At 39.4% G+C, this 22,890-nt stretch carries 25 protein-coding genes; 6 read left to right on the top strand and 19 right to left on the bottom strand.

What is annotated here, in order from left to right; genetic code table 11:
* Window positions 1-56: 56 nt before the first annotated feature.
* From CPG39_RS10030 to CPG39_RS10050, 5 genes are all read right to left on the bottom strand, one after another.
* Window positions 57-428, bottom strand: coding sequence for a hypothetical protein (locus CPG39_RS10030; protein WP_197702872.1), 372 nt, complete (start codon window positions 426-428; stop codon window positions 57-59).
* Window positions 429-1,304: 876 nt separating this feature from the next.
* Complete coding sequence (locus tag CPG39_RS10035; RefSeq protein ID WP_096293217.1) at window positions 1,305-1,895, bottom strand: hypothetical protein; 591 nt, start codon at window positions 1,893-1,895, stop codon at window positions 1,305-1,307.
* 1 nt (window position 1,896) lies between these two features.
* Window positions 1,897-2,787, bottom strand: coding sequence for a nucleotidyltransferase (locus tag CPG39_RS10040; RefSeq protein ID WP_096293218.1), 891 nt, complete (start codon window positions 2,785-2,787; stop codon window positions 1,897-1,899).
* An 87-nt stretch (window positions 2,788-2,874) separates the two neighbouring features.
* On the bottom strand, window positions 2,875-3,459 hold the full coding sequence (locus CPG39_RS10045; RefSeq protein ID WP_096293220.1) for a hypothetical protein: 585 nt from the start codon (window positions 3,457-3,459) through the stop codon (window positions 2,875-2,877).
* Window positions 3,456-3,896: a hypothetical protein gene (locus tag CPG39_RS10050; RefSeq protein WP_096293222.1), complete on the bottom strand. Its 441-nt coding sequence runs from the start codon at window positions 3,894-3,896 to the stop codon at window positions 3,456-3,458. The genes CPG39_RS10045 and CPG39_RS10050 overlap by 4 nt, the downstream gene beginning before the upstream one ends.
* Window positions 3,897-4,346: 450 nt before the next feature.
* Between CPG39_RS10050 and CPG39_RS10055 the strand changes: the two genes are divergently transcribed.
* Together CPG39_RS10055 and CPG39_RS10060 are read left to right on the top strand one after the other, a co-directional pair.
* Window positions 4,347-4,598, top strand: coding sequence for a DUF1778 domain-containing protein (locus tag CPG39_RS10055; protein WP_096293223.1), 252 nt, complete (start codon window positions 4,347-4,349; stop codon window positions 4,596-4,598).
* Entirely contained in the window at window positions 4,598-4,912 is a 315-nt protein-coding gene (locus CPG39_RS10060) for a type II toxin-antitoxin system RelE/ParE family toxin (RefSeq protein ID WP_096293225.1), read from the top strand. Before CPG39_RS10055 ends, CPG39_RS10060 begins: the two co-directional genes overlap by 1 nt.
* 413 nt (window positions 4,913-5,325) lie before the next feature.
* Here the strand turns inward: CPG39_RS10060 and CPG39_RS10065 are convergent, their stop codons facing one another.
* Window positions 5,326-6,519: a PEP-CTERM sorting domain-containing protein gene (locus tag CPG39_RS10065; RefSeq protein ID WP_096293227.1), complete on the bottom strand. Its 1,194-nt coding sequence runs from the start codon at window positions 6,517-6,519 to the stop codon at window positions 5,326-5,328.
* Window positions 6,520-6,841: 322 nt separating this feature from the next.
* Between CPG39_RS10065 and CPG39_RS10070 the strand changes: the two genes are divergently transcribed.
* Together CPG39_RS10070 and CPG39_RS10075 are read left to right on the top strand one after the other, a co-directional pair.
* The gene (locus tag CPG39_RS10070) at window positions 6,842-7,735 is read left to right on the top strand and encodes an IS1595-like element ISNtsp5 family transposase (RefSeq protein ID WP_096293229.1); all 894 of its coding nucleotides are present in this window, start codon (window positions 6,842-6,844) and stop codon (window positions 7,733-7,735) included.
* Between the two features lie 601 nt (window positions 7,736-8,336).
* A complete protein-coding gene (locus tag CPG39_RS10075) occupies window positions 8,337-9,479 on the top strand; it encodes a helix-turn-helix domain-containing protein (RefSeq protein ID WP_231990279.1) in 1,143 nt (380 codons plus the stop codon).
* Here CPG39_RS10075 and CPG39_RS10080 read toward each other — a convergent pair.
* From CPG39_RS10080 to CPG39_RS10135, 12 genes are all read right to left on the bottom strand, one after another.
* Window positions 9,431-10,075 (bottom strand): hypothetical protein, encoded by a 645-nt coding sequence (locus CPG39_RS10080; protein ID WP_145956233.1) that lies wholly within the window; start codon window positions 10,073-10,075, stop codon window positions 9,431-9,433. The two genes, CPG39_RS10075 and CPG39_RS10080, sit on opposite strands and share 49 nt — an antisense overlap.
* A 217-nt stretch (window positions 10,076-10,292) precedes the next feature.
* Window positions 10,293-12,683, bottom strand: coding sequence for an EcoAI/FtnUII family type I restriction enzme subunit R (gene hsdR, locus CPG39_RS10085; RefSeq protein ID WP_096293233.1), 2,391 nt, complete (start codon window positions 12,681-12,683; stop codon window positions 10,293-10,295).
* Window positions 12,680-13,864: a restriction endonuclease subunit S gene (locus tag CPG39_RS10090; protein ID WP_096293234.1), complete on the bottom strand. Its 1,185-nt coding sequence runs from the start codon at window positions 13,862-13,864 to the stop codon at window positions 12,680-12,682. The genes hsdR and CPG39_RS10090 overlap by 4 nt, the downstream gene beginning before the upstream one ends.
* Window positions 13,861-15,315, bottom strand: a complete 1,455-nt coding sequence (locus CPG39_RS10095; protein WP_096293235.1) for an N-6 DNA methylase — start codon at window positions 15,313-15,315, stop codon at window positions 13,861-13,863. The genes CPG39_RS10090 and CPG39_RS10095 overlap by 4 nt, the downstream gene beginning before the upstream one ends.
* Window positions 15,316-15,470: 155 nt before the next feature.
* Window positions 15,471-15,833, bottom strand: a complete 363-nt coding sequence (locus CPG39_RS10100) for a terminase small subunit (RefSeq protein WP_096293237.1) — start codon at window positions 15,831-15,833, stop codon at window positions 15,471-15,473.
* A 220-nt stretch (window positions 15,834-16,053) separates the two neighbouring features.
* Window positions 16,054-17,139: an AAA family ATPase gene (locus CPG39_RS10105; protein WP_096293238.1), complete on the bottom strand. Its 1,086-nt coding sequence runs from the start codon at window positions 17,137-17,139 to the stop codon at window positions 16,054-16,056.
* Complete coding sequence (locus CPG39_RS10110) at window positions 17,132-17,539, bottom strand: toprim domain-containing protein (RefSeq protein ID WP_096293240.1); 408 nt, start codon at window positions 17,537-17,539, stop codon at window positions 17,132-17,134. Before CPG39_RS10110 ends, CPG39_RS10105 begins: the two co-directional genes overlap by 8 nt.
* 94 nt (window positions 17,540-17,633) lie before the next feature.
* Window positions 17,634-17,984, bottom strand: a complete 351-nt coding sequence (locus tag CPG39_RS10115; protein WP_096293242.1) for a hypothetical protein — start codon at window positions 17,982-17,984, stop codon at window positions 17,634-17,636.
* Window position 17,985: 1 nt separating this feature from the next.
* On the bottom strand, window positions 17,986-18,216 hold the full coding sequence (locus CPG39_RS10120) for a helix-turn-helix domain-containing protein (protein ID WP_096293243.1): 231 nt from the start codon (window positions 18,214-18,216) through the stop codon (window positions 17,986-17,988).
* Between the two features lie 129 nt (window positions 18,217-18,345).
* Window positions 18,346-19,041: a hypothetical protein gene (locus CPG39_RS10125; protein ID WP_096293245.1), complete on the bottom strand. Its 696-nt coding sequence runs from the start codon at window positions 19,039-19,041 to the stop codon at window positions 18,346-18,348.
* Between the two features lie 12 nt (window positions 19,042-19,053).
* Window positions 19,054-20,238, bottom strand: a complete 1,185-nt coding sequence (locus tag CPG39_RS10130) for a tyrosine-type recombinase/integrase (RefSeq protein ID WP_096293246.1) — start codon at window positions 20,236-20,238, stop codon at window positions 19,054-19,056.
* A 443-nt stretch (window positions 20,239-20,681) separates the two neighbouring features.
* Window positions 20,682-20,879, bottom strand: coding sequence for a hypothetical protein (locus CPG39_RS10135; RefSeq protein ID WP_145956234.1), 198 nt, complete (start codon window positions 20,877-20,879; stop codon window positions 20,682-20,684).
* A 265-nt stretch (window positions 20,880-21,144) separates the two neighbouring features.
* Here CPG39_RS10135 and CPG39_RS10140 point away from each other — a divergent pair, with 265 nt between their 5' ends.
* Complete coding sequence (locus CPG39_RS10140; RefSeq protein WP_096293250.1) at window positions 21,145-21,402, top strand: hypothetical protein; 258 nt, start codon at window positions 21,145-21,147, stop codon at window positions 21,400-21,402.
* A 106-nt stretch (window positions 21,403-21,508) separates the two neighbouring features.
* Here CPG39_RS10140 and CPG39_RS10145 read toward each other — a convergent pair whose 3' ends face one another.
* A complete protein-coding gene (locus CPG39_RS10145) occupies window positions 21,509-21,772 on the bottom strand; it encodes a hypothetical protein (protein ID WP_096293252.1) in 264 nt (87 codons plus the stop codon).
* 369 nt (window positions 21,773-22,141) lie between these two features.
* Between CPG39_RS10145 and CPG39_RS10150 the strand changes: the two genes are divergently transcribed.
* Window positions 22,142-22,765: a cell wall hydrolase gene (locus CPG39_RS10150; protein ID WP_172424108.1), complete on the top strand. Its 624-nt coding sequence runs from the start codon at window positions 22,142-22,144 to the stop codon at window positions 22,763-22,765.
* Window positions 22,766-22,890: the final 125 nt, after the last annotated feature.

Genomic DNA, 22,890 nt, shown 5'->3' on the forward strand with positions numbered 1-22,890 from the left:
ACATGGAATTTCCTTCGTATAATACTATCAAAAAAGGCAATGTCAAGTTGCCTTAGTTAATCTACCTGTTTCCTATTCTCAATTTTAAATTCACCTCCAACCACTTTCCAAAAATTAGAAAATGCTTCTGCCGCTCTATATCCATTTGAACGATAACTACTAGGGCCGGTTTCTGGGAAAATATCGCGTATCTTGATACCTAATATAGTTTCATAGTTACGGATTGTGCGTTTGCTATGAATGATATAAAGCACCTTCCAGCCTAAATGATGGCCAATGTGCAACATACCTAATGCCGATTCCAATTGAGTGAGATCACCTTTAAAATTGGCAATAGTTTCATCATTTATTATTTTTAGTTGATCAATTTGTTCAACAGAGAGTTTTGCTAGTTTTTCTTCTTTTGATTTCTGTGGTATTTCAAACATGCTGTTTCCTTTTGTAGAGATCACAAGCCAATAAGGGAATATCATAATCCTTTTTTTCACAATTGACAGCGATCCAATATGGCAATATAAAGAAGTGGTAATTTTATGCAGCAACTTTCAAGAGTTGTAGTCCGTTATGTAGTGTTCTTGCATGAGCTACTACCAGTGCAAAAGTTTTAATTGTTTAGCAGTATGGGATAGTCAGTTGAAATACGCTAGCAAAGCGGGTTCGGCCAGCATGCCCATCAAACCGGGCATGGCCTTGCGCCGGGTCGGCCGGCGCACCCGGGAGGCGGTTTCTTTTCAATGAAGCTAGATTATTTAGTGCAGATTTTCTTAGAAAAACACTTCAACAATAAAATTGCAAACATGTAAAATGATTCGTAATCAGTAGGTCGGAGGTTCGACTCCTCTCAACAGCACCAATAAATCAATTAGTTGCAATAAATTCTATAAAAAATACCTTATTCATGTAGACACTATGTAGACAGTAAAACAGGTATAAAAGGCAAATGAAAAATTTGCTTTAGAAAATCCAACCTGATGCAAGTCAAATTTGCAATCAGAAGGTCCCGAGTTCGATTCTTGGTGTCGGCACCATAAAATTAATAAGTTATGTATCAATGATAAAATATTAATTGTTGTAGACAGCAAATTGAATATAAGATGCAGATAAGTAATTTTACTAAAAAAATTGACTGCCAAGCTTCTCAAATTTCTAACGGGTAGACTCACCGTTAGATTCTTAGTGCTGACGCCACAAAATTAAGTAATACTGGCCGATTCTGAGACCAAAATCACATAATGTGTCCGCCATCATTGGCAGAAAAAAAGCGAGAAAGGAGCGCGTTTTATCTGTCCAACTGCATGCATTGATTATGAATCTTTAGCTCTTTTCAAATGCATTTCTCCAGTTGTTTCTCGGGATGTCCAATACTCGCCATCCATTTCATCTACATCAAACCCCTCGAACGACAGCAAAACGGAGCCGTAGTGAATTTCGCTTCTCTCTCTTACACCCGGTTTTGGAGTATTCAGATAAGAGTAAAATAGTTGCTGTTGGCCTCTATCCTTATCAATATTGAATGATGCGATTAGACTAAAACTACTGCTTTCCTTGGTTTTAATTTTTACCTGTATGTTCAAAAAAGTCTGTTCAATGGTTATTTTCATTGGAATTGGATCTTGCGCACCATCTCTCCAGTTCGACTTTATAGTTCCCTCCCATTTTCCAGACAAGTTGGGCACTTGAACCAGCCATGGGTAGAACAATTTAAGCTTCCAAAGCCATTTGATGAACAATAGCCAGAATATGATATTTATTGATATTGTCGTCGATATATGAGAAATAGCCTTAGTAAAATCTATGCTGCTTAGGTCTTGAGTTAGCACAAATATCGCAATGTATGTGCCAAATGCTAAACCAAGTATTACAAATGCGAACACGCGGATATTGTGGTTTATCATTTCAATATCCCAGATAACTCCATGCATCTTCTGAGAATTTATTAATATCACTTTTGGTCCATTTTCTATTTCCACGGAACAAGTACAACAACTCAGACACCTCTCCCCACTCATCGCACTTATTTTCATCTTTGGTATGTTGGTAAAGGTGTATGATCGATTCTTTCAATCGCTCTTGCCAGGTATCGTTATCATTAAGGATGCTATTTGGCATATTCCATACTAAACACTCTAGTAGAAATGAAGTTATCGAATCGCTAACAGGGAACCTATCATCAAGCATTTTGTAGCGAAGCTTTCTATAGATTCTTGTTAATCTTTTGAACCTTCGGTTTGTGTTAGCATTCTTTATTTTCCCATTTTCGATGTGTTGTTGTGGATAATTGACAACATATTCGCCAGAGTCAATTCTCAATTTGGCTCCTAGAACATAAGTACCGCTCTTGTCATATCGTCGGTAGTTCCATGTCGGGACAACATCGGTTTCAACGCGATACGAATTACCTAAAACCGTTATACACTTATTTTTTCTTTTTACTGAATTGCCACCAAATTTCCTAACAAGCGCCGCATAAACATCGTTTTTGAACTCGCAGAGTGAATATTCGCTTGGGCTGTTGAGGCCGAAATCATCTCTGGATATACCTTCCGGCAGGTCAAAATAGAAGCCTCCTGTGTATCTCACGTTTATATCAATATCGCTATTCAATCGGACATTCGTGTCATTTGCATAAGATCCTTGGCCGAATACTTCAGTGGTCTTGCTGGAAAGAATTGGATCTTCATTGATAGCTTCTCTAACCATGCGCTCGGCATTCGATAGCTTGGTTTCTTCCGTGTCACTTGGTGGCTTAGTCCAATTTGACAGGGTATCTTCACTGAATCTTGGCACGTTCGTTGACTCCTCATGTTTTTTTGAGTTTCTAATGCCTAAGCTCAGGGGCGCACAGCGAAGTTGAGCGCCCTTTAGAGCAAATTGTTAGACTTTTTCTCTCTGCAGCTCGAAATGACCACTTGTGGCCCGATCCGTAAAATAATTACCTTTCAGCAAGTTGTGGTCATTAATATCTAACTTAAGAATTGCAGCTCCTTTATGTGGCGGCTGCGGAAATTCAACTCCTTGTGCCGACTCATTTCGGTATATGTAATAAAGAATTGGCCGTGCTGACTCGGGGTCTCTTTGGGGCTTGACCATGAGCGTTTCTGACTCTGACTCATCAGAGACTAACTGCATACTAAAGCGAAAAAAATCTTGCTTGATATGGGCGTTAGCCATCTTGGTTCCATTTTCATTTCCGCGCTTCCAGTGGATGCTAACTTTCCACTTTCCATTGAGATCTGGGTATACCCACCTGTTCAAAGCAGGAAATGATAACCATAACCTTCGCCAACCAAACATGAAGAATACCAAAATGAAGAGCTCAAGAATAAAAGCTCCCTTAATCGCGATAAAAAGCGAGTTAATTCCAGTGAACTGAAGAATAGTAGAAACGACAGAAATTAGAATTGCATAAACTATTGCAAAGGCCGCAATAACTTTCTGTAAAGGAATAAGTGTTATCAAAGAATTTCTTTCCCGTCTTGGAAAACCACTAATCCATCCCGATTGCTGAAGATTCCAATACAACAAACTGACGGAATTAATGAACCAATTTGAGCCGACATATACCTAGCACCACGATTCATTAGACCAAAATCAAAAGCATCTTTTTTGGCAGGTATTTGGGGTGCAAAATATTGATTTTTATGGGTTAGTTCTAATCGATCTGAAATCAAGTGAAATCCATCGTGACAAGGATTGGAATAAAAACTTGCCAGAGCTAACTGCTCAACTAACTCTTTTCCTTTATCGATTGCTTGATTAGGACAAAGTGGCAATATAGGTAAGTCTTTGATGTTTGAATAAATGATAACACCCAAGCCACAAAATTCTTCCTTTGGAATGCGTTTCCTTACATTCTGGAGTATTTCGCGCAACTGTTTTGCTGTATCGTTTGGCATTGCTTTATTGAAATCTAACGATGACGTTCACCGGCAACCAAGTCGAAACAAAGTGAAGAGTTGTGCATCCATAGTAATTATTTGTTCTGGCTATCATTACGGCTCTCTCTTATGTAACTTGCGGCTATTCTATTGAGAATAGCATAACTACATAAGCAAATTTGAATCAGCCAGATTTAAGCTGGAAACAATTCTGCATTTGCTAAATATACAATTATTTAATTAATTATATTCGACGATTACCAGTATCATCCCACAATACTTTATCGGAAATTTTATAATTTTTTTGCGTACAGTTATTAACAGAACTCCAAGGAATAATAAATTTCTATTATGTTAGGGTAATAATCAATGACTTGAACAAATTAGTATGTGACGTTCTTGAACATTTGTGTATTTGTTCATCATGTAATATATTCCATTCTGTTCAATGATAAAGGATTAAATGACATGAGTCGCTTGTCTATCGATTTAACACCTGAGCAGCATCAAAAGATTAAGGCTGTTGCTGCATTACAAGGAAAATCAATTAAGGAATATGTGCTTGCTCAAATTCTGCCTACATCTTCTGATGAAGACATGGCTTTAAATGAACTGGAAACGTTTTTGGATGGACGTATAAAATCAGCAAGAGCTGGAAAAATAAGCAAGAAATCTGTAGAAGAAATTTTTCAAGAAGTATATAGCGAAAATACCAAGTAATGCCCAATTACAAACTTACTGCTCTTGCCGAAGAAGATTTGAGAGCAATCGCTCGTTATACAGTTGATACGTGGGGAATTGAACAGGCGAAACATTACGAAGCCTTGTTGTTAAAGCGTTTCCAAGAAATTGCTCAAGGCAATATCGCACCTAGAGTATTTCTCAAAAACAGATCAGATTTATTGTTTACACATTGTGAACATCATTTTATATTTTATTGGCAACCAAAAGACAGAGAAAGGCCAATTATTTTGGCAGTTTTACATGAGCGGATGGATCTTATACAAAGACTTAAGAATCGACTGGCGACATAAAAATACGATTTTTCTACGATGACAGGATCAAAAAAAGTGTGATATTGGTTGTGTCAAATTTGTGTCATACCAGCCTGTAAATTGCACAATATTGGGTTGTGTGACAATGATTTTATACGTGGCAAGCGCTGTAAGTTGTTGTTTAATATATACAGAGAACTATAAGGCTGTGTCTCATAATCCCTTGGTCGCTGGTTCGAGTCCAGCCAGAACCACCAAAAAATCAAGCGCTTGCGATAACATCAAGAGTGTTTTTTCTTTTTGGTGCTATAGTGGTGCCACGTTTCAAATAACAACAAGCGATAAAAACCGTCACAGGGGATAAATCGCAATAAGCGCAAATAAACTTAACGCAGGGCAAGAAAAAGCCCCTGTGTGCGGGGCTTGATGGTGCGTGTAGATTTAGTCTTATTTTATTCCAATATCATAGGCACTTGCTCTTGCTCTTGTTTTTTTAAGTGCGTCTCGACCATTGAACTTAATCTTCTCCATCCCAGCAACCCCAGCCCAGCCAGCAGCATTAGATATGTCGATGGCTCGGGTATGGGGGATAGCATTTCGTCGGTGGAGAGTACGTACGAATGAAATTCTTTGGTAATGGTGTTGTAAGCTTCCCCAATTACCCATCCGTTATTATTGATATCTGTGGCTGTTACTAAAACCCATCCTGCATCCTTGCTATCATGATCAAGATAATCATTTAGTTTGTATTGGTTATGACCATCCCACATAACTGCCTCACCTTGGAAGTCATTATAATAAGGGGAGTCTGTATCGGGTTTTAAATATTGTAACCCTACAGCAATGCCATGATCATTAATTGCATACGCCGCTGCCTGGTCGCCATCGCTCTTTAACGTACTAACCTTGCCATCCTCCCAAATGAATGACCTTCTTCCGCCCTCGGGTCCTAAGCCGGTTGCAAGTATTTGCCCATTATTATTTATATCGATTGCCATTGATTTATTCGCCCAACTAAAGCCATGCCCTATATCCACAGGCTTCATGTCATCTGTGTAGTAAACTGCTCGAGTTGGGCCGCTTCCACCGAAGCCAATCTGACCAACCATCTGGTTATAGTCATTAAAGCCATTAACAAAATTGGTTAAATCAGAATGACCAAATATCACGCTCGTAATCAATTGAGGATTATCCGGACTATTCCATAACACGCCATTTGAAGCTGATCTGCCTATAACACTTCCATTATTATTTAATTCAAAATCATGTGCATTACCATTAGGTAAATTTTGAAGCGGAATAGCCGTATTGTTATTTAAAAAGATTCCATGAAACAATAACAATTTGCTGGTATCAATCACACTTATTACTATATCCCCGTTGTTATTTATGTCTTGAGCGATAGAATTGCGATTAGTCATCGGCGCAATTAGAAAATTTTTAGTTCCCTGTTCTACATCCACCACTATTGCAGTTTTCCATAATTTAGCGCCCACTTCAGCTAGTTCATAACCTACGGCTTTATTTAAATCGTTAATAGCAAGAACTTTAGTGGAACCTAAATCATAAAATGTATTTTCGGCATTAGCCGACCCCGCCACCAATGCCGCACATGCTCCTAAAATCGATAATTTTAATTTGTTCATTTTGACTCCCTAATTTTTGTGTTATTGTTTTTGCAATGACCCATTCTTTAGAATGGGCTTCAGAAAATATATTACTAATTAATACTTTTATTAACTAAATGTTTCTTCAGCTCTTGCAACCCCTTACTCTCACTCATTAAACGCTCTAATTCAGCTATTAGTCACATTTTCTCCCGTTCAGCATAGGCAACTCTGCCAGCCGCATGTGATTTGCGATTAACTAAGCTTAGTATTTGACGTGGTAATTTTGTTTTATGCCTATGAACCATTTTCAGCTTAATTTGCCCTAAGCTGCAAGATCAACAGGATAAGAGAGTAAGTGATGAAAGGCAAGGAACTGAATTTGTTGGACTGGCAAAAGCATTACGGGACGGAGGAAGCCTGCGCTCAAGCATTATTTCAGCAACGTTGGCCAGAAGGATTTCGTTGTCCACACTGTGGGTATGATCATGGTTATGCGATAACAACCCGTCACAATTGGGAATGCAGTTGCTGCCACAAGCAAACATCGCTAACAGCAGGAACGTTGTTTCATTCAACCAATCTGCCGTTGGTTAAGTGGTTTTGGGCAATTTACCTGTTATCTTCAGATAAAGGTGGTATTTCTGCGTTACGATTATCGAAGCAGATCAATGTATCGTGGATTACGGCCAGCCGGATGTTGCGCAAGATTCGAATCGCCATGGGACACCGGGATAGCATCTATCGGTTAGAAGAACTGATCGAAATTGATGATGCGTTGATAGGAGGACGACAAACTGGGGGAAAGCGTGGACGGGGCGCCGAAAGAAAAACGCCGATACTGGTGGCAGTTGAGAATCGAGGCAAGCGTGCCGGGTTTATTGCCATGCAGCAAGTTTCAGGCATTAACCGGGAAGCGGTATCGCAATTTGTGAAACGGCATCTTTTACCTGATCAAGGGGTGCGCAGTGATGCGTTGCCCTCGCTGGCTGAGATCGGAAAAACCCAGAACCATGACGCCCGAGTGACGCCACCCCATAAAGCTGGAGAATGGTTACCCTGGGTACATGTTGCCATTGGTAACCTTAAAGCATTCTTGCTTGGAACATACCACGGCGTAACGTCAAAATACTTGCAAGAGTATCTGAACGAATTTTGTTACCGTTTTAACCGAAGAGCATGGGAAGCTCAATTATCATCCAGACTTCTCAATGCGTGTCTGACTCATACTCAAGTGAAACTGAAAATGGTATAGAGGCATATTTTGTTTTAATTTTATCTCGCGCGCGCGTATTGGTCACAAAATTCAGCACACAATTGTTCATGTCACTCGAAACTTTTACAAGTTCCTTTCTTAGTGCAAATACGCGCACACAATTTTCATCTTTTTTTCGTGTTCGCGGTAAATAAAAGGGTCAAGTTGGTACTTTGTCTTTAAACCTGTAGACATTGAAGGGTGGCAGTGCAGCAACAGCCAATTTTTTAACTGTGCTAATTGATTATTAATCAAGATATCTTTAATTCACCTAATTAATGAGAATAGGTGTAAACCACTTTTGAAAATTAGTTCGCTAGAATTTTATTGGAATTTGAATTACCTTCTAAACTAATCATCTGTGGAAACACCTAACCTTACCATAATATTAAGGCAGGCTTTATTGACCCCAATATCCAGTTTTTTCTTGCGTATTTTCATTTTTCTAAAATGTCAAAAAAGACAGCTAAAAAAATTAATAAAATAATTCTTTACTCTTAAAACTGATGGTCGTTAACCTAGAGGGGATATAACTTGACAAAACTTGACGCTATTGTACAATATTTCGGCTATGCTTAATACAACACTGATCAAAACCGCGATGAGAACAGGAGGCTTATCTCAAACACAACTTGCTTTAATATGCAATGTTAGCAAAGAAGCTGTTTCTAACTGGCTGTCTGGCGAATCAATTCCCCGTCCCAATAAGCTTAAAGCACTTTCCGAGGCTCTTTCTATAAAGATTGATGAATTACTAGCAAACGAAACTTCTCCATCGGAACCTATCGTAGCTTACCGCACTAAAAAAAATCGTCCAGTAACTGGAGAGGCTCAAGATGCTGCTTTAGATTTGGCTCATCACTTGCAAGAATTAGTCCCTTTTGTACGTCGAGAAGCACTTTTTGCTCCACCGATTTTAGAAGCTCCTTCTCTTGATGATCATTATATCCGTGAGGCAGCACAGCAAGTTCGGACTCAAGTTGGATTATCTCAGAAAGCTCCTTTAAGTAGAGAACAGTTATTAAACTTGCATCACGATTTTGGTTCGCTCCTCGTTCCAGTATTGTGGGGCATAGAGAAGGCTGGACATGAAAACGCATTGAGCGTGTATCTCCCAGAATCCAAAATTTCCTGGGTGATATTCAGTCTCAATGCTCATGATGATGATTTTAATTATTGGCTAGCTCATGAGCTGGGTCATTGCTACACTCTGCATGCTCTTCAAGGAGATGAGGGAGAAGAGTTTGCAGAGCGTTTTGCTCAGGAATTGCTCTTTCCATATGAAGTTGCAGTAGATGCCCTAGGTGCTATTAAATCGGATAAGTCACCAAAAGAGCGAGCAAACTGGTATGCCGGAAATTATGGCGTATCCATTGTTACTGTAATACGACAGGCTGACCGGGTAGCTGAGTGTATTGGAGAAAAGCAGACGGAAATTGAAAGTCCTAGTTTTTGGGCATCTTGGAATTCTGATCGTAAATTTGTGCCTACAGTTGTGGAAGTTCTATTTGATTCGAAAAAGCTATCTGCTGAAGAATACGTGTTGAAGTCAGAAGACGAATTTAAAACGCCGATATTTCGTGCCCTAGCCCAGTGGCAAATCAATGAAGGTGGTCGATCACCTGCTTTTATTGCGTCAGCGCTGAATATCGATATCGGGCAAGCAGTAGAGCTATCACATGCATTGCTTAAGCTTCACACATCATCTAGTGAATCAGCTGACTCCCCAAATAATCGTTTATAATTCTCTCGCCAGTCTCTTAACATTTTCTCTCGATAAAGTACCCAAGACCGAACTGTTTTTCGTCTATCTTCCGGGGATATTTTTCCGTTTTCTTGAATCAAATGAAGCAATTCTAGGCTGTTAAGAAGTCCAATTTTATACTCTTCCGGATCTTCCATTAGATCTGTAGCAACAAGCCGGAGCGGCCATTCATCTGTGGCCATGATTCCTTTAACAATAATTGTTGTAGCCAGCAATTCTAAATCTGGAGTTGATAGTCTGCGGATTATTTCTGTGTTCTGTTTTTTGCAATACAATTCGAGAAAAGATTTGGCGTATGGTGCTAATTCTTTTAGTACATTTTTAATCCTTTTTTTATTGATTCCACTAAGTTTTATTGCAGAGTTCGTCAATTCATCATGCTTAGGGCCGGAGGCAATTGATGGATAATTTGAGACTAAATTCTTATTATTTTTAAACTCCGCAACCAATTTTTCTAAGGTCAATAACCTATAACCTCCAATATCTTGTCCCATCAATGGACGCACTGATGATTGGTATAACTTGAGAAAGCAATTTGTATCGATGATTATGATACGAATAGGGCTTGTTGACATAAACATATCCTTTACTGCGGATAGTAAAAGTGTTGAACGGTTGCAGCAAAGCTAACTTGCCAAATAAGACCGGAAAAATTGAGAGAAGCGCCCTGCAGGAAGATTACAGGGATAGATAGTAATCTTACAGAGGGAAGCATTACAGATTCATGGGGTATGCGGTAATTTGATTGATGTATGCAAATGCCCCCGTGCGGAATGATAACCCCCCTTAGAATCATGCTGCTTTCTGTTGATACAAATACTTCTGAAACTCTATAAACAACGAGCTGATATTGGCAGTATCTCCCAAAATATCTTTGGCATCTTCCAGCGACTGATATTTGTTTATCAGCAGAGTAGGTAATTTTTCCTGATCAAGTTCTTCCACGCCCGTTTCAACATACTTGCTCAATACAAATTCTATAAACTCTTGTTGCTTGCTATTGAGTAACGCAAAAATAGTGGCTTCTGCTGCTGCAACACGTTCTTCCCTTGTCATGGGTTTTATGTCACTGTTAAACACGTATTCCAATACATCAAACAGGTCGCTTTTTTCTGCATCAATGAGTTTTTGCAGTGTTGACAGTTCTTCCTTACCAAATCCGGCATCATTCAATTTTTCCAATAATGCTTTGCGAGTAGTCGGATTGCTCCAAATGGTGCGTAATTCCTCTTCACTTTTGAATAGATTGGGCAATTCTCCAAACAGGTTATTCAAAAATTCTTCGGCTGAAATGGGTTTACCATCGCTACTCCAAAAAGAAGTAGAAATCATGTGTTGTATTTCTCGCTCCTTACCATCCTTCAGTTTAACTTTTACTCTCTTATTGCAAACACAAGAAATTTGTTCGCATTTTGGACAGGGCTTCGATGGTTCTTTTTCACATTCACTTGGTCTCTTACCACAAACTTTACAGGGCTTGGGAGGTTCATATTTGCATTCACATGGATTTTGCCCGCATTTAATGCAAGTTTCTTCTTCTAGTGGTTCTCCATCCCATTCAGGATCGGAAAAGTGGTGATAAGCATCTACAAAATCGTAAATAGTAAAAAACTCTTTGCCATCAAACAGCCGTGTGCCTCTGCCCACGATCTGCTTAAACTCTATCATTGAATTAATTGGCCGCATTAAGACAATGTTGCGTATGTTTCTGGCATCGACTCCCGTGGATAATTTTTGTGAGGTAGTCAGTATGGTCGGGATGGTTTTTTCGTTGTCTTGGAATTCTCTTAAAAACTGTTCGCCTATTTCGCCATCATTGGCAGTCACACGCACACAGTAATTCGGATTATTGCTTTGCTTGTATTGATTGATTAAGTCACGAACTGCCGCAGCATGTTCTTGCGTGGCGCAAAAGATGATGGCTTTCTCGTTCTGATTGGCTTCGCCCATGAATATTTTGACACGTTTGGCTTCCCGCTCTTTTATCTCAATGATTCTGTTGAAATCATCTTCAGTATAAAGTCTGCCTTCCTCTATTTCGCCTTCAATGATTTGGTCATCGCTGGTGTAGATATAATCATCCAGCGTTGTTTTAATGCGCTTTACTTTAAAGGGTGTTAGGAAACCATCGTTGATGCCTTCTTTCAGCGAATAGATATAAACCGGCTCACCAAAATATTTATAGGTGTTGATATTCTGTTCTTTCTTCGGTGTTGCGGTTAAACCCAATTGAACAGCCGGGGAAAAGTATTCCAGAATACCTCGCCAATTGCTTTCGTCATTGGCTCCGCCCCGGTGACACTCATCGATGATGATGAAATCGAAATAATCTTCAGGGTATGCGCCAAAGTACGGGGCTGGTTTGCCGTCCTTATCGGTGCCGCTCATGAAGGTTTGAAAGATGGTAAAGAAAATGCTGCCATTGGTAGGCACATTGCCATTTCTTCTAATTTCATTCGGCCTTATTCTGACCAATGCATCATCGGGAAATGATGAAAAAGCGTTATAGGCTTGGTTAGCCAAAATATTGCGGTCGGCTAAAAACAATATTCTCGGCCTGCGGCTGCCATCACGCTTTAAGTTCCAGCGGGTTTGAAACAGCTTCCAGGCAATTTGAAACGCAATCGCCGTTTTGCCTGTTCCTGTAGCAAGCGTTAATAAAATGCGTTGCTGATGGTTGGCTATCGCTTCCAGTGCATTCTTGATGGCAATCTCTTGATAATAGCGCAGTTGCCAAGTGCCGCTTTTATCTTCAAACGGAATGGCAGCAAATTTATCCCTCCACTCATTTTGCTCAGCAAAGGTTTTGTTCCATAGCTCTTCGGGAGTGAGGTAATCGGCAACTAAACCTTCCGCGCCGGTTTTCATGCAGATGCTGTAAATGGCTCTGCCGTTGGTGGAATAGGTAGTTTCTAAATTCAGTTTTGCGGCATACTGTTTGGCTTGCGCCACGCCTTCGCCCACTTCCAATTCATCGCTTTTGGCTTCTATGACCGCCAGTTTGATGCCTTTATAAACCAGTACATAATCAGCAGTGAGTTTCTTGGCTCTTACACCACCTGTTTGAATCTTGCCTGCTGTAATGGGATATTCACGCAGTATTTTGGAACCCTCGACAACACTCCAGCCACATGCTTTTAGCTTGGGATCGATGAGTTCCGCTCTGGTTTCTGCTTCGTTCATGCGGCTATATCTTTATCTGTTTTTAGTTCACCGCCAAATGCTTTTTGCAGAATGGATTTCTTCAGTTCCTCCAAATCATTTATTTTTTGTTGATAAATGGTTTCTAGTTTTTTGGTTTCGGATGAAAGGATATCGAGTTTTTCTATAATGTTTTGCTGTTCTACTTTTGATGGAAAAGCAAAATCAAAAGTTAAGACCTGATTCATATTAGCTCTTGGCATTCTTGCGCCTGTCCAAGTAGCATCAATATTTTTTACAGTATTCCTTGTAATGAGCCAATAAAATAAAAATTCTCTTAAAATCTTATCGCTGACTTTTATTGGAAATATTTCAGTAGAGCAATGCCCTTCAAAATTTGGAATTAGTACTTTGTTTAAATAAGGTCTCAAACGACCATACAAAACGTGTTTGTTGGAAAAATAAAAAGTAGAGCTTTTGACTGCTTGTGGTTCCAGGTTACCAAGAAACCTGCCCGAGTTCGATTCAATATGTTCTAACCCAACATACGGCAACCCATTATGTACTTTTTGTGATTTATCATATTCAATAACCTCTCTTAATTTCTCCTCTTTCCAACCCACCCCTTTATTTTCAAAGATAGATTGCAAATAACTCTCAAAAAGCTCTTGGGTGTTTTTGAGGTTCTGTTCGGCATTGGCTTTTGCCTTGGCTATGGCGGAAAAGGCTTCATCTAAGATGGCTACGATGCGTTGTTGCTCGGGAAGAGGCGGAAGATTGAGCTGCACGCTTTGAAGTTTTTGGATTGTCAGTGTGTCAACTGTTGCGCCATTTCCTCTATCAAGCTGATCAATAAACAGAGGTGATTTAAGCCAAATATTAATGAATTCACTGCTCACATTAGAAGCTCTTTTCAGCCAAAGAACGCTGGCATCCTTGAAGTAAAACTTGTCATACTCCCTCACCACATGTGAGTTACCAATTGTTCCTATCGCAGTAATTACGATATCTCCAGCATTCGGAACCCCATATTTCTCTGCAAGCTCTGCGTAATGATCTTCAGTAATAAACAATTCGTTATCTACAAAACCGTCAGTAGCTAACCGTGTTATCTCACGGCCTCGATAAAAAGGAATTCCTTCATTTGTCCATTGTGATTTTAGTACCCGCTTACTTGAGCCAACTTTAAATAAGTCACCAAGAAATACCTTCCGCCAAGTCATAGCAACGCCCGAATTTTTTGCAAGACAGTGGCACTTTCTACATCAAGAGCGGCAATCTCATCCACAATATCATGAGGTTGGCGCAAAGCAGTTTCAATCTTTTTGTTGGGATTTTTTGCACTCAGATCAAAGGTGGTCTGATCAATATCTTTTACATTGACTGCCCATGAGTTTTCACTATTGGCAAAGGTTTTTTGCAGTGCTACAAACTCCGCCAAATCTTTTTCGTTCAGTGAATTGGTTTTGCCCAGATTTCTATCCAGGTTCAACTGGTAAAACCAAACTTTCTGGGTAGGTGCTCCTTTTTCAAAAAATAACACTACTGTTTTTACGCCTGCACCGGTAAACGTTCCACCCGGTAAATCCAATACCGTATGCAGGTTGCAGTTTTCCAATAAGAGTTTACGCAAACTGATACTGGCATTATCGGTATTGCTCAGAAAAGTATTTTTAATGATCACACCGGCCTTGCCGCCTGCTTTCAGTATTTTGATGAAATGCTGTAAAAATAATGAAGCGGTCTCGCCTGTCTTGATCGGGAAGTTTTGCTGTACTTCAGCTCGCTCCTTTCCACCAAAAGGCGGATTGGCCAGCACTACATCGTAACGGTCTTTTTCTTGTATATCAGCAAGATTTTCAGCAAGGGTGTTGGTATGCACAATATTGGGAGCTTCCACACCGTGCAGAATCATATTCATGATGCCAATAATATACGCCAGCGATTTCTTTTCTTTGCCGTAAAAGGTTTTCTTCTGAAGTATTTCGGTTTCGCTGGAACTGAGGGTTTTGCTGTTCCTGAGGTAGTCAAATGCTTCACACAAGAAGCCTGCACTGCCTGCCGCGCCATCATAAATTTTATCGCCGATTTTAGGCGCAACCACTTTCACGATGGTTTTAATCAAGGGGCGTGGTGTGTAGTATTCGCCGCCGTTGCGCCCGGCGTTGCCCATGTTCTTGATCTTATCCTCATAGAGGTGGCTCATTTCGTGCTTTTCAGCATGGGTTCTAAATCGCAGTTCATCAATACGGTTAATGACCTCTCGCAAGTTGTAGCCACTTTGTATGCGGTTTTTCAGTTCAGTAAAAATCTCCCCTATTTTGTATTCAATGGTGTTGGCATGTTCCGCATCCGTTCTAAACTTTCTGAGATAGGGGAAAAGTTTATGATCCACAAAATCTTTGAGGTCATCGCCCGTTAATGCTTTGTGATGATCCAGCTTGCCTTCTGTATTTTTAGGCGCAGCCCATGTATTCCATTGGTATTCAGGAGAGATAATGCTGGTGTAGGTCTTGCCAGTGAGTTCTGCTGCTGTGGCTTTGTCTTTTTCTAAATCATCCAGATATTTCAAGAACAATACCCATGAGGTTTGTTCTACATAATCGAGTTCACTGCTACACCCTGCATCTTTGTGGAGTATGTCGTCTATATTTTTAAAAGTCTGTTCAAACACTCATATCCCTTCGTCTTATTGTTATTCTTCGTGATTTTATAGACAATCTATCAGTAAATCACCATTGTGAGCCGTACGCCATGTTTCTAGGCATTCTGGCTTGATCATTTAATGTATATTTTGGAAGTTGAGAATGTTGATTTATTGCATTTGAATTAGTAAAAACCCAGCGCCCTACCCAATGCAATGTGAGCATTGATCGCAATACCATATTTAGATTTTTCAACGGCCTTATCCCTAATTTCTTCAAGAATTTCTAAATGTCGTTCTAAAGTTATTTGTGTCCTCTCTACTATCGGTCTTCGTAGTTCCTCTATTCTTGCTATAACCTTGCTATTCTTGTATAGCCTCGATGCGGCTTCATTAATTGTTTTACTACATCCGCCCCGATATCCAGCTCTTCTATAGGCATCCGATAAATTAAGACCCCACACTATTCCAAGAGCGAACGCTTCTTGTTTTTGGGTTAATTGTAATTTATTGCTAGACTCCCAGTGACCGCGTTTATGTTTGTTCATTGTAAATTTTGGGGAGGGGTATAAATCATGTGATTATTGTAATTAATGTAATTGTTGTGATTATTGAGAGTATTGAAATTTTTAAGGAATGATGCGGGTTTTGCTCCAATGGTATTGTCATTAAAAGTATATTACCCTCACAAAAAATCCAATTTTTCTTTGGCGATCTCAATACTTTCAATAATCACAAAACTTCTAATACTTTCAAAAAACACATATTTCACACCCCCCACATTTCCATATTTTGAGTTGGCTGCTGATTAAGTATATATTCTTTGCGGTTTTTATCACCAGTTCGAATAACATGCCAAAACTGATTTTTAATAAAAGATTCCCCTGTGTGATCCTTTAACGCTTTAATAACTTTTCTTTTTGGAATACCCATCGCAACAGCTTCACTCACAATTTCTGTCCACGTATTTATGCCTAGACCCAGAATTTCTTTGATAGCTTCAATCGCTTCACTATTGGCTGCCAACAAATCTTTTGCGGCTTGTTCTTCTTCAGTTCTCTTACAATCCTCATCTGTTAACCTTCTTACTGAATCTAGTAAATTCGCGTAAGTAGTTCGAGCAGGATTGGCGCAATACTGATAAATTAATTTCAATTCCACATTTCCCCGCGCTTTGAAATTCTCAAATTGAACGGTTTTCATTGATGTAAGCGCATCAAAGGCAACTTCATCTAATGTATACGCGCAATCAGCATCATCAACAAGATCAGCCGTACCCGCGTAAATCACTTTTTTTTCTTCATCTCGTTTCTTATTAACATGTGCCAAAAGAATAACAGTTCCATTTTTGCTTACGAACTGGCGAAGAGTTTCAAAAAATTCACTACTCAGCGTTTTGTTCATCAAGTCTGTAAATTTTTTCGCTGTATCGAGCACGACAACAACTCCATGACAAATATTCTTAATTGTCATGTCTTTCAATATTTCCTGAAGCATGGTCGCCTTAAAACCTTTGTGCCCAGGTGCTAGCATCATAAATCCTGCCTCATTAGCTATTCTGGTTTTCTCAATTAACCCCTTATAATGATCATCTGCATTTATGTAATAAACTTTCTTTCCATCAATTGCTCCAGATTTTGTTGAATTAATTAGTAAATGCAAAATCAGTAGTGTTTTTCCAGCATTAGGCTTTGCATAAATAACTGTCATTTGTCCAAGCAGGGCAATCCCATTCAAAATAAACTGATCTTTCTGCATTTGGGCTTCCATTTTATCGACCTCATCGTTCAGAATAAATTGATCAAAACAAACTTTGCAATCATTTGGGTCAATTCCGTCCTCAAAACTAACCATTATGATTATTCCCTATAAGATAATCATTCCAGTCCATGCCCGTGACTGGTGGTATTGAAGCCTTGGCACCAATAGCGAGTGCAGCTTTTTTTGCTTTGATCTGGCCAATACCAGATAAGTCATTATCACCAGCAATGATGATTTCATTTGATGGAAACATGGCTCTGATAACTTTTGCAACTGACAACAAATTACCAGCGTCAAAAGCTACAATAACGCATTGACCAGTTTCTTCATGAAGGCTGGCACCAGTTGCAAAACCTTCCGCTATTAATATTCTTGGTGTAGGTTGCCCGATGGGGAAAAAGCAGTTTTTCTTTTTTCCACCTGATAAGAAACGTTTATTACCTTCCGGATCGATGAATTGCAGATTAACAATTTTTTTGCTTTCATCTCTCATCGGAAGGATAAGGACATCACCAAAAAGCCGCGCTCCATGTGGTTGAATGCTTTTTGTGACTAAGTAATGGTGATTTGATTGCTGATTAATAAGTTTAGATTTTCGCCATAGATAGACAGCTTTGCTTGCAGTGGCTTCGTGTTTTTTTTTGTTGCTCTTCGGCTCTCTCCCATTTAGCTTTTTCTATCTCAGCCTGAATGTACCGTGATATACGTGAATTGGAACGTCCGTTAAATTTCCAGGTTCTCGAAAATCCAGTCTTATAATCCATAAACCAACCAGCGGGATATCCATTAAGATGGAGAATATAAGCCCCATTCTTGGAGCTACGTTTGTGTCCTTCGATATGGAATCTGTGCAGCTTTCCATCCGCAATGATCTCACCAGAATAATGAAATCCAGCAGCATGCAGTGCTTGGCGAAATTGTTGCTCTATTGAGTACATACTACATTTCCCCGCCATAAGTGCGACTGACAAGAAAGGCATCCAGTGCGCTTTTTCGATACTTAACTAATCGCCCAACTTTTATAAAAGATATGTTGTAACGCCCGACACAACGCCAAACACTAAGTGTGTTTTCAGTTACGCCAATATATGCGGCTGCTTCAGGTGGGGTTAATAGTGGATCGGTAGAGTGATTCTTAAGAATTGTTGAAATTGCTGATTGAGATTGCATAATAAACTTCCTTCATGTTTGATTAATGCTGAAGAAATCTCAGCACACTTAGGAAGTTTAGGTTATGGTTTTAATGCATTGTCCTAATTCGGTTTTTAGTAATCTGAATTCGGATAATTGATGTTGATTTTATTCGGCTTTCTCAATTAGTATATTTTTTGCTTCTTTGAGTTTACCAGCTATGGTGTCGTCGCTTATTCTAATGCCAAGCAAGTCAGCAGCCTTCTTAATTTCCTTTGCAAGTGCATGAGGCTGGATTAGATCATTCCTATATCCATCTTTAGCCATAATACCGATGATGGTTAACAATGAGTTTCGTTCAGTGGTAGAAAGTGGTTTTTCTAAGTCGGATTTTTTTACTCTAAGTTCCAATAAATCTTGTGCTGGTATCAAGGCATTGTCACACTCCGCCGTAAGCATGCTGGGCATATATTCATCAGGGCCTTCCACGTAATTGCTACGAGCAAAAAAACCCGGGGGAGTGGCTTTCATTGGTAGAAGATTATTAAGCAGGGTAATCGCTTCGATAATTACCATTGGATAGAAATCGATTTTTTTACTATTTAGATTAATCAGTTCCAAAGGAATTTGGATATAACCTTTGAAAGCGAAACCGCTAGTACAAATATGGTAATCACCCCGCTCAAGTTTAGGGAATGGTTCTTTATATAATATAAGGCTTTCATTAAACCACGCACACAAACGAATATCACCACGCGCCGCAAGCTCCATCACATCCATTCGAGTTATTTCCTGTCCATGTTCTGAAGTTAGAAATTCTGCCGCTTCTTCAATACTGTAGTATCTTTTTAGCATTACATCCATTTATGGTATTTATTAGATTTTTTTTAACTTCGCAACATCTGCGCTATCTTTTAATCCCGCTGCCGTTAGCATTGCGCTAGTGGCCTTGTTAACCGAGTCCCTAACTGGATCAAGATCAAGTCGGGCATATATTGCAGTGGTGTTTTGATTCTTGTGATTAAGTGATTTTCCAATTATCGCCAATGATGCGCCTGTTTTAGCTTGCCAGCTTCCTAATGTTCGCCTTAAATCATGAATGCGTAGGTTATCGATTCCAGCTCGCTCTAGGATGCGCTTCCAGCCTTTCTTTGGCTCCATTAGATGACCAGCCATACCGCTGCCGGGAAAAACGAATACAGCGCTATCTGAAGGCTTTCTGCTTTGCAATATCTCTAGTGCTTCAGGTGAGAGTGCTACTGTTTGAGGTGTGCCGTTCTTTGTTTCTTCAATACGCCATTCAGCTCGATCAAAATTAATATCTTTCCAGCGCATAGACAAGACATTAGATCGCCTTGCACCTGTCAGCAATGACATCAGCACATAATCCCGGATTGTTTCGTTTTCTTCTTTTGCCACTGCCTGAAAGAATCGTGGCAGCTCATCGGATTGCAAGAAACGGTCACGGGATTGCTCGGGAAATTTTACTATTCCATGAGCTGGGTTCTCGCCTTTCCATATTCGCCATTCATTAATTGCTTTGTTGAATATAACATGAAGTAATTTAAGAACAATATTCGCGGTTACTTGCCCATTGCTACGACCTATCTTTTTATGAAGTCGATCAACTTCTTCATGCCTGATTGTCGATAATTTTCTGTTATTCCAATCCGATAAATAAAGGCGATAGGTTGCCTTCGGTTTATCCGGTCGCCTGTTAAATGCCGCTCTACGCTCCATATATTCTTGAAATAAGTCACCTAAGGTCATTTCGCGTTTTGCAGCCCGTAACCGGTCAGCTGGGCTTTTGCCCTCAGCAATATCAGCATTTAGCTCTGAAGCCTTGCCTCTTGCTTGCTCGATGGCTAAATCTGGATAGCGCCCCAGCGTTATACGCTCGGGTCTACCATTTATTTTTCGATAAAGAATAAACGATTTTTTACCAGTAGCACCAACCCCAAGTCCCAGACCTTGCACCTTTAGGTCATAGTAATAAATCCAACCTTTTTCTGGTATGGGTAAAGCTTCAATTGCTGCTTTTGTGAAATTAAATTTTGACATAACATTTCAGCTCTTTAAGATTCTATTGCTACCGTATTGCTACCTTTTTGGTAAAAATTGGTTAATTTTTGGTAGCAATAACCTAACGAAGAATGCTCTAATGATGAATGTTTGTCAATGGTTGTTAAGTTACATTAAGGGGTGGGTATATCTGGACTTTGAAACTCCTAAGGGGTAGGTCGCACGTTCGATTCGTGTTCAGGGTACCAATAAAACAATAAGCTAGCAGGAAAAGTCGTTGAAAGTAAATGAGCTGGAGTTACATTGGGTTGCGTAGTTCAAAAAACTGCTATTCAGATGGATTATCGATTCGTATCTTATTATTAGTCGGAAATTGAATTACTTCGTTTGATTTATGATTTTTCTTTTTCGGTTTTTTTCAAGATGAAGTCGGTATATTTTTGAACCAGCGCAAATTCTTTTTCAAATAGAGAACCAAGAACTTAAAACTTCATTTCTCCTTTTTTCATTTCGTATTCGTCTCCCCACTTTGTAACTATATGTACAACGTTGGTAATTGTTGGAATTGATTTTGATTTGTGACATGCCGACGCACTTTTAGATTTAGCAGCCTGATGAACTCCTTTGAGAATTTCTGATTTCGCCTCTTTTGCAAGGTGACCGTGTTCAAAATCGTTCAAAGACGACCGGCATATTTCCTGCATAAACAGGTATTTTTTTAGCCTAACGATCGGCCATTATAAAGTACGGATGCAAGAAAACCGCGGCTATGGGGCGCGGACATATAAGTTGTTGGAAGTGTGTTGAGCACTTGAGCAAAAGAATAATCGCTAAATCAATAACGATGTCAATCTTATTGCTGATTCTTGCGTTTGATTCAAAAACTTTTTGATATACTGAAAATTCTAGCAAAATCAATTAACAGTGAAGCTGTTAGGTTGTTACATGGAATATTCAATAGCTAAGTTTCTTTTAATTATTTTAATAATGGCTTTCGCAAATATGTGCGCAGCTTTATATTTTAGCAATGTGGACAGAAAGAAAGCCGGTGCGGCAGCGTTCTGGTCGGCAATGCTTGTTCTAATCAATGCATTTACAATCATTAATTATGTAGAAAACAACATCTATATTGCAGCTGCTGTTATTGGCACGTATTTAGGCACGTTTGGAACAATCAAATGGCAAAAAGCAAGAACACTTTAGATGAATATTCGACATCAGCATGAAACGATAGGTATCTGCTAATCGCTTATATAAATCGGCCAGCATCAAAAATACGCTGGCCGATTTATAACTCCTTGTAAATAAACTAGTCTAGGTTATTTTTAATTTCTGATGATTTATCCTTAATTGCATCTTTGGCTTCTTCCGCCCGGTTACCAATTTTTTGTTTCGCGCACTCAGCATCCGTACCGGTACAAGTTGATTCCTCAACACGATTAACTGCCTTTTTTGCATCTCGTTTAATATCATCTTTAGTTGCCTGAGCTTTTTCTGATATTGTTTCGGCCGAGTGTGCAGTTGAAAAAAACAAGCATACAGCCAATATCAATAATAAATTTAATAGTTTCATTTCAATCTCTCCATAATTTAAATCACGCACAAAAGGTGCTTTTTAATTATGCCTGTTAGCACAAGAGCCATCGGTGCGATAAATAACATTGCTGAGATTTTATGATTGCGAGAGAGCTTATTGAATTATTTGTTTCTGGGAAAAATTTGCCAAACCCGATTCTTTGCCTTTCGTTGAATTTAATTTTGCAAAATTTGACGTGTTTCTTCGGTTTCTCGCGGCTTTCGCCAATTCATTATAGGAAGTTATTGAATTTTGCGAATATCATAAGTCGATTGCCCTATTTAATTTCTTTCTATTAGGAAGTATGATTGCCAAGGCCATATAAAGAATATGGTTAAGAACAATTTAAATTAAATATATTTTAAAATGGCAAGAATATTATCTATAACATGTTTTGCGTCATTGTTCTTACTGTTGTCTTCAGCAATGGCCAGTGATCAGAACCAGAAGGCTGAGGTAGCAAAAGAAAAAGCTGAGATTCTAGAAGAGAAAGCTTCATCTGAAGGAAGCAAAACCTCTCCTGCTCCGAAGGAGCTTATTACAAAACCCCAAGTTCAGGCTGTCGATCCAACCGGCGATGAACCAATGGACGATGCGATTACTTGCCTTGCACGCACTATTTACTGGGAAGCAAGGGGTATGACCACTACGGGAATGGAAGTAGTTGCAAACGTTGTGATGAATCGGGTCGGTCATGAGGGATTTCCGGAAACTGTATGTGGAGTGGTTAAACAAGGACAAGAGCAAGGTGCTTGTCAATTTTCGTGGTGGTGTGACGGTCGTCCGGATGACGCAAAAGAGGATGAGTCTTATGCGACTGCAAAAGATATAACTCGCAAGGCTTTAAATCGTCAGCTTAAGGACAGAACAAATGGAGCCTTATATTTTCACCATAGAAAGGTAGCCCCATCTTGGTCTAATGAATATATGAAGACGGTTGAAGTTGAAGATTTTCTTTTCTATAAACCTGCTGGCGCAAAAGCTAAGTAGGGCTTCAGATTGATATATCACTTTGCAACCTCGGAAATATCTTCATAAAATATTTATGGAATCCTGCAGAAGTGAGTTAAAAAACATTATTGGGAAGACAGGGCATGACTATGATAATGATCTTC

This window comes from Nitrosomonas ureae (assembly GCF_900206265.1).
Taxonomy (GTDB): domain Bacteria; phylum Pseudomonadota; class Gammaproteobacteria; order Burkholderiales; family Nitrosomonadaceae; genus Nitrosomonas; species Nitrosomonas ureae_C.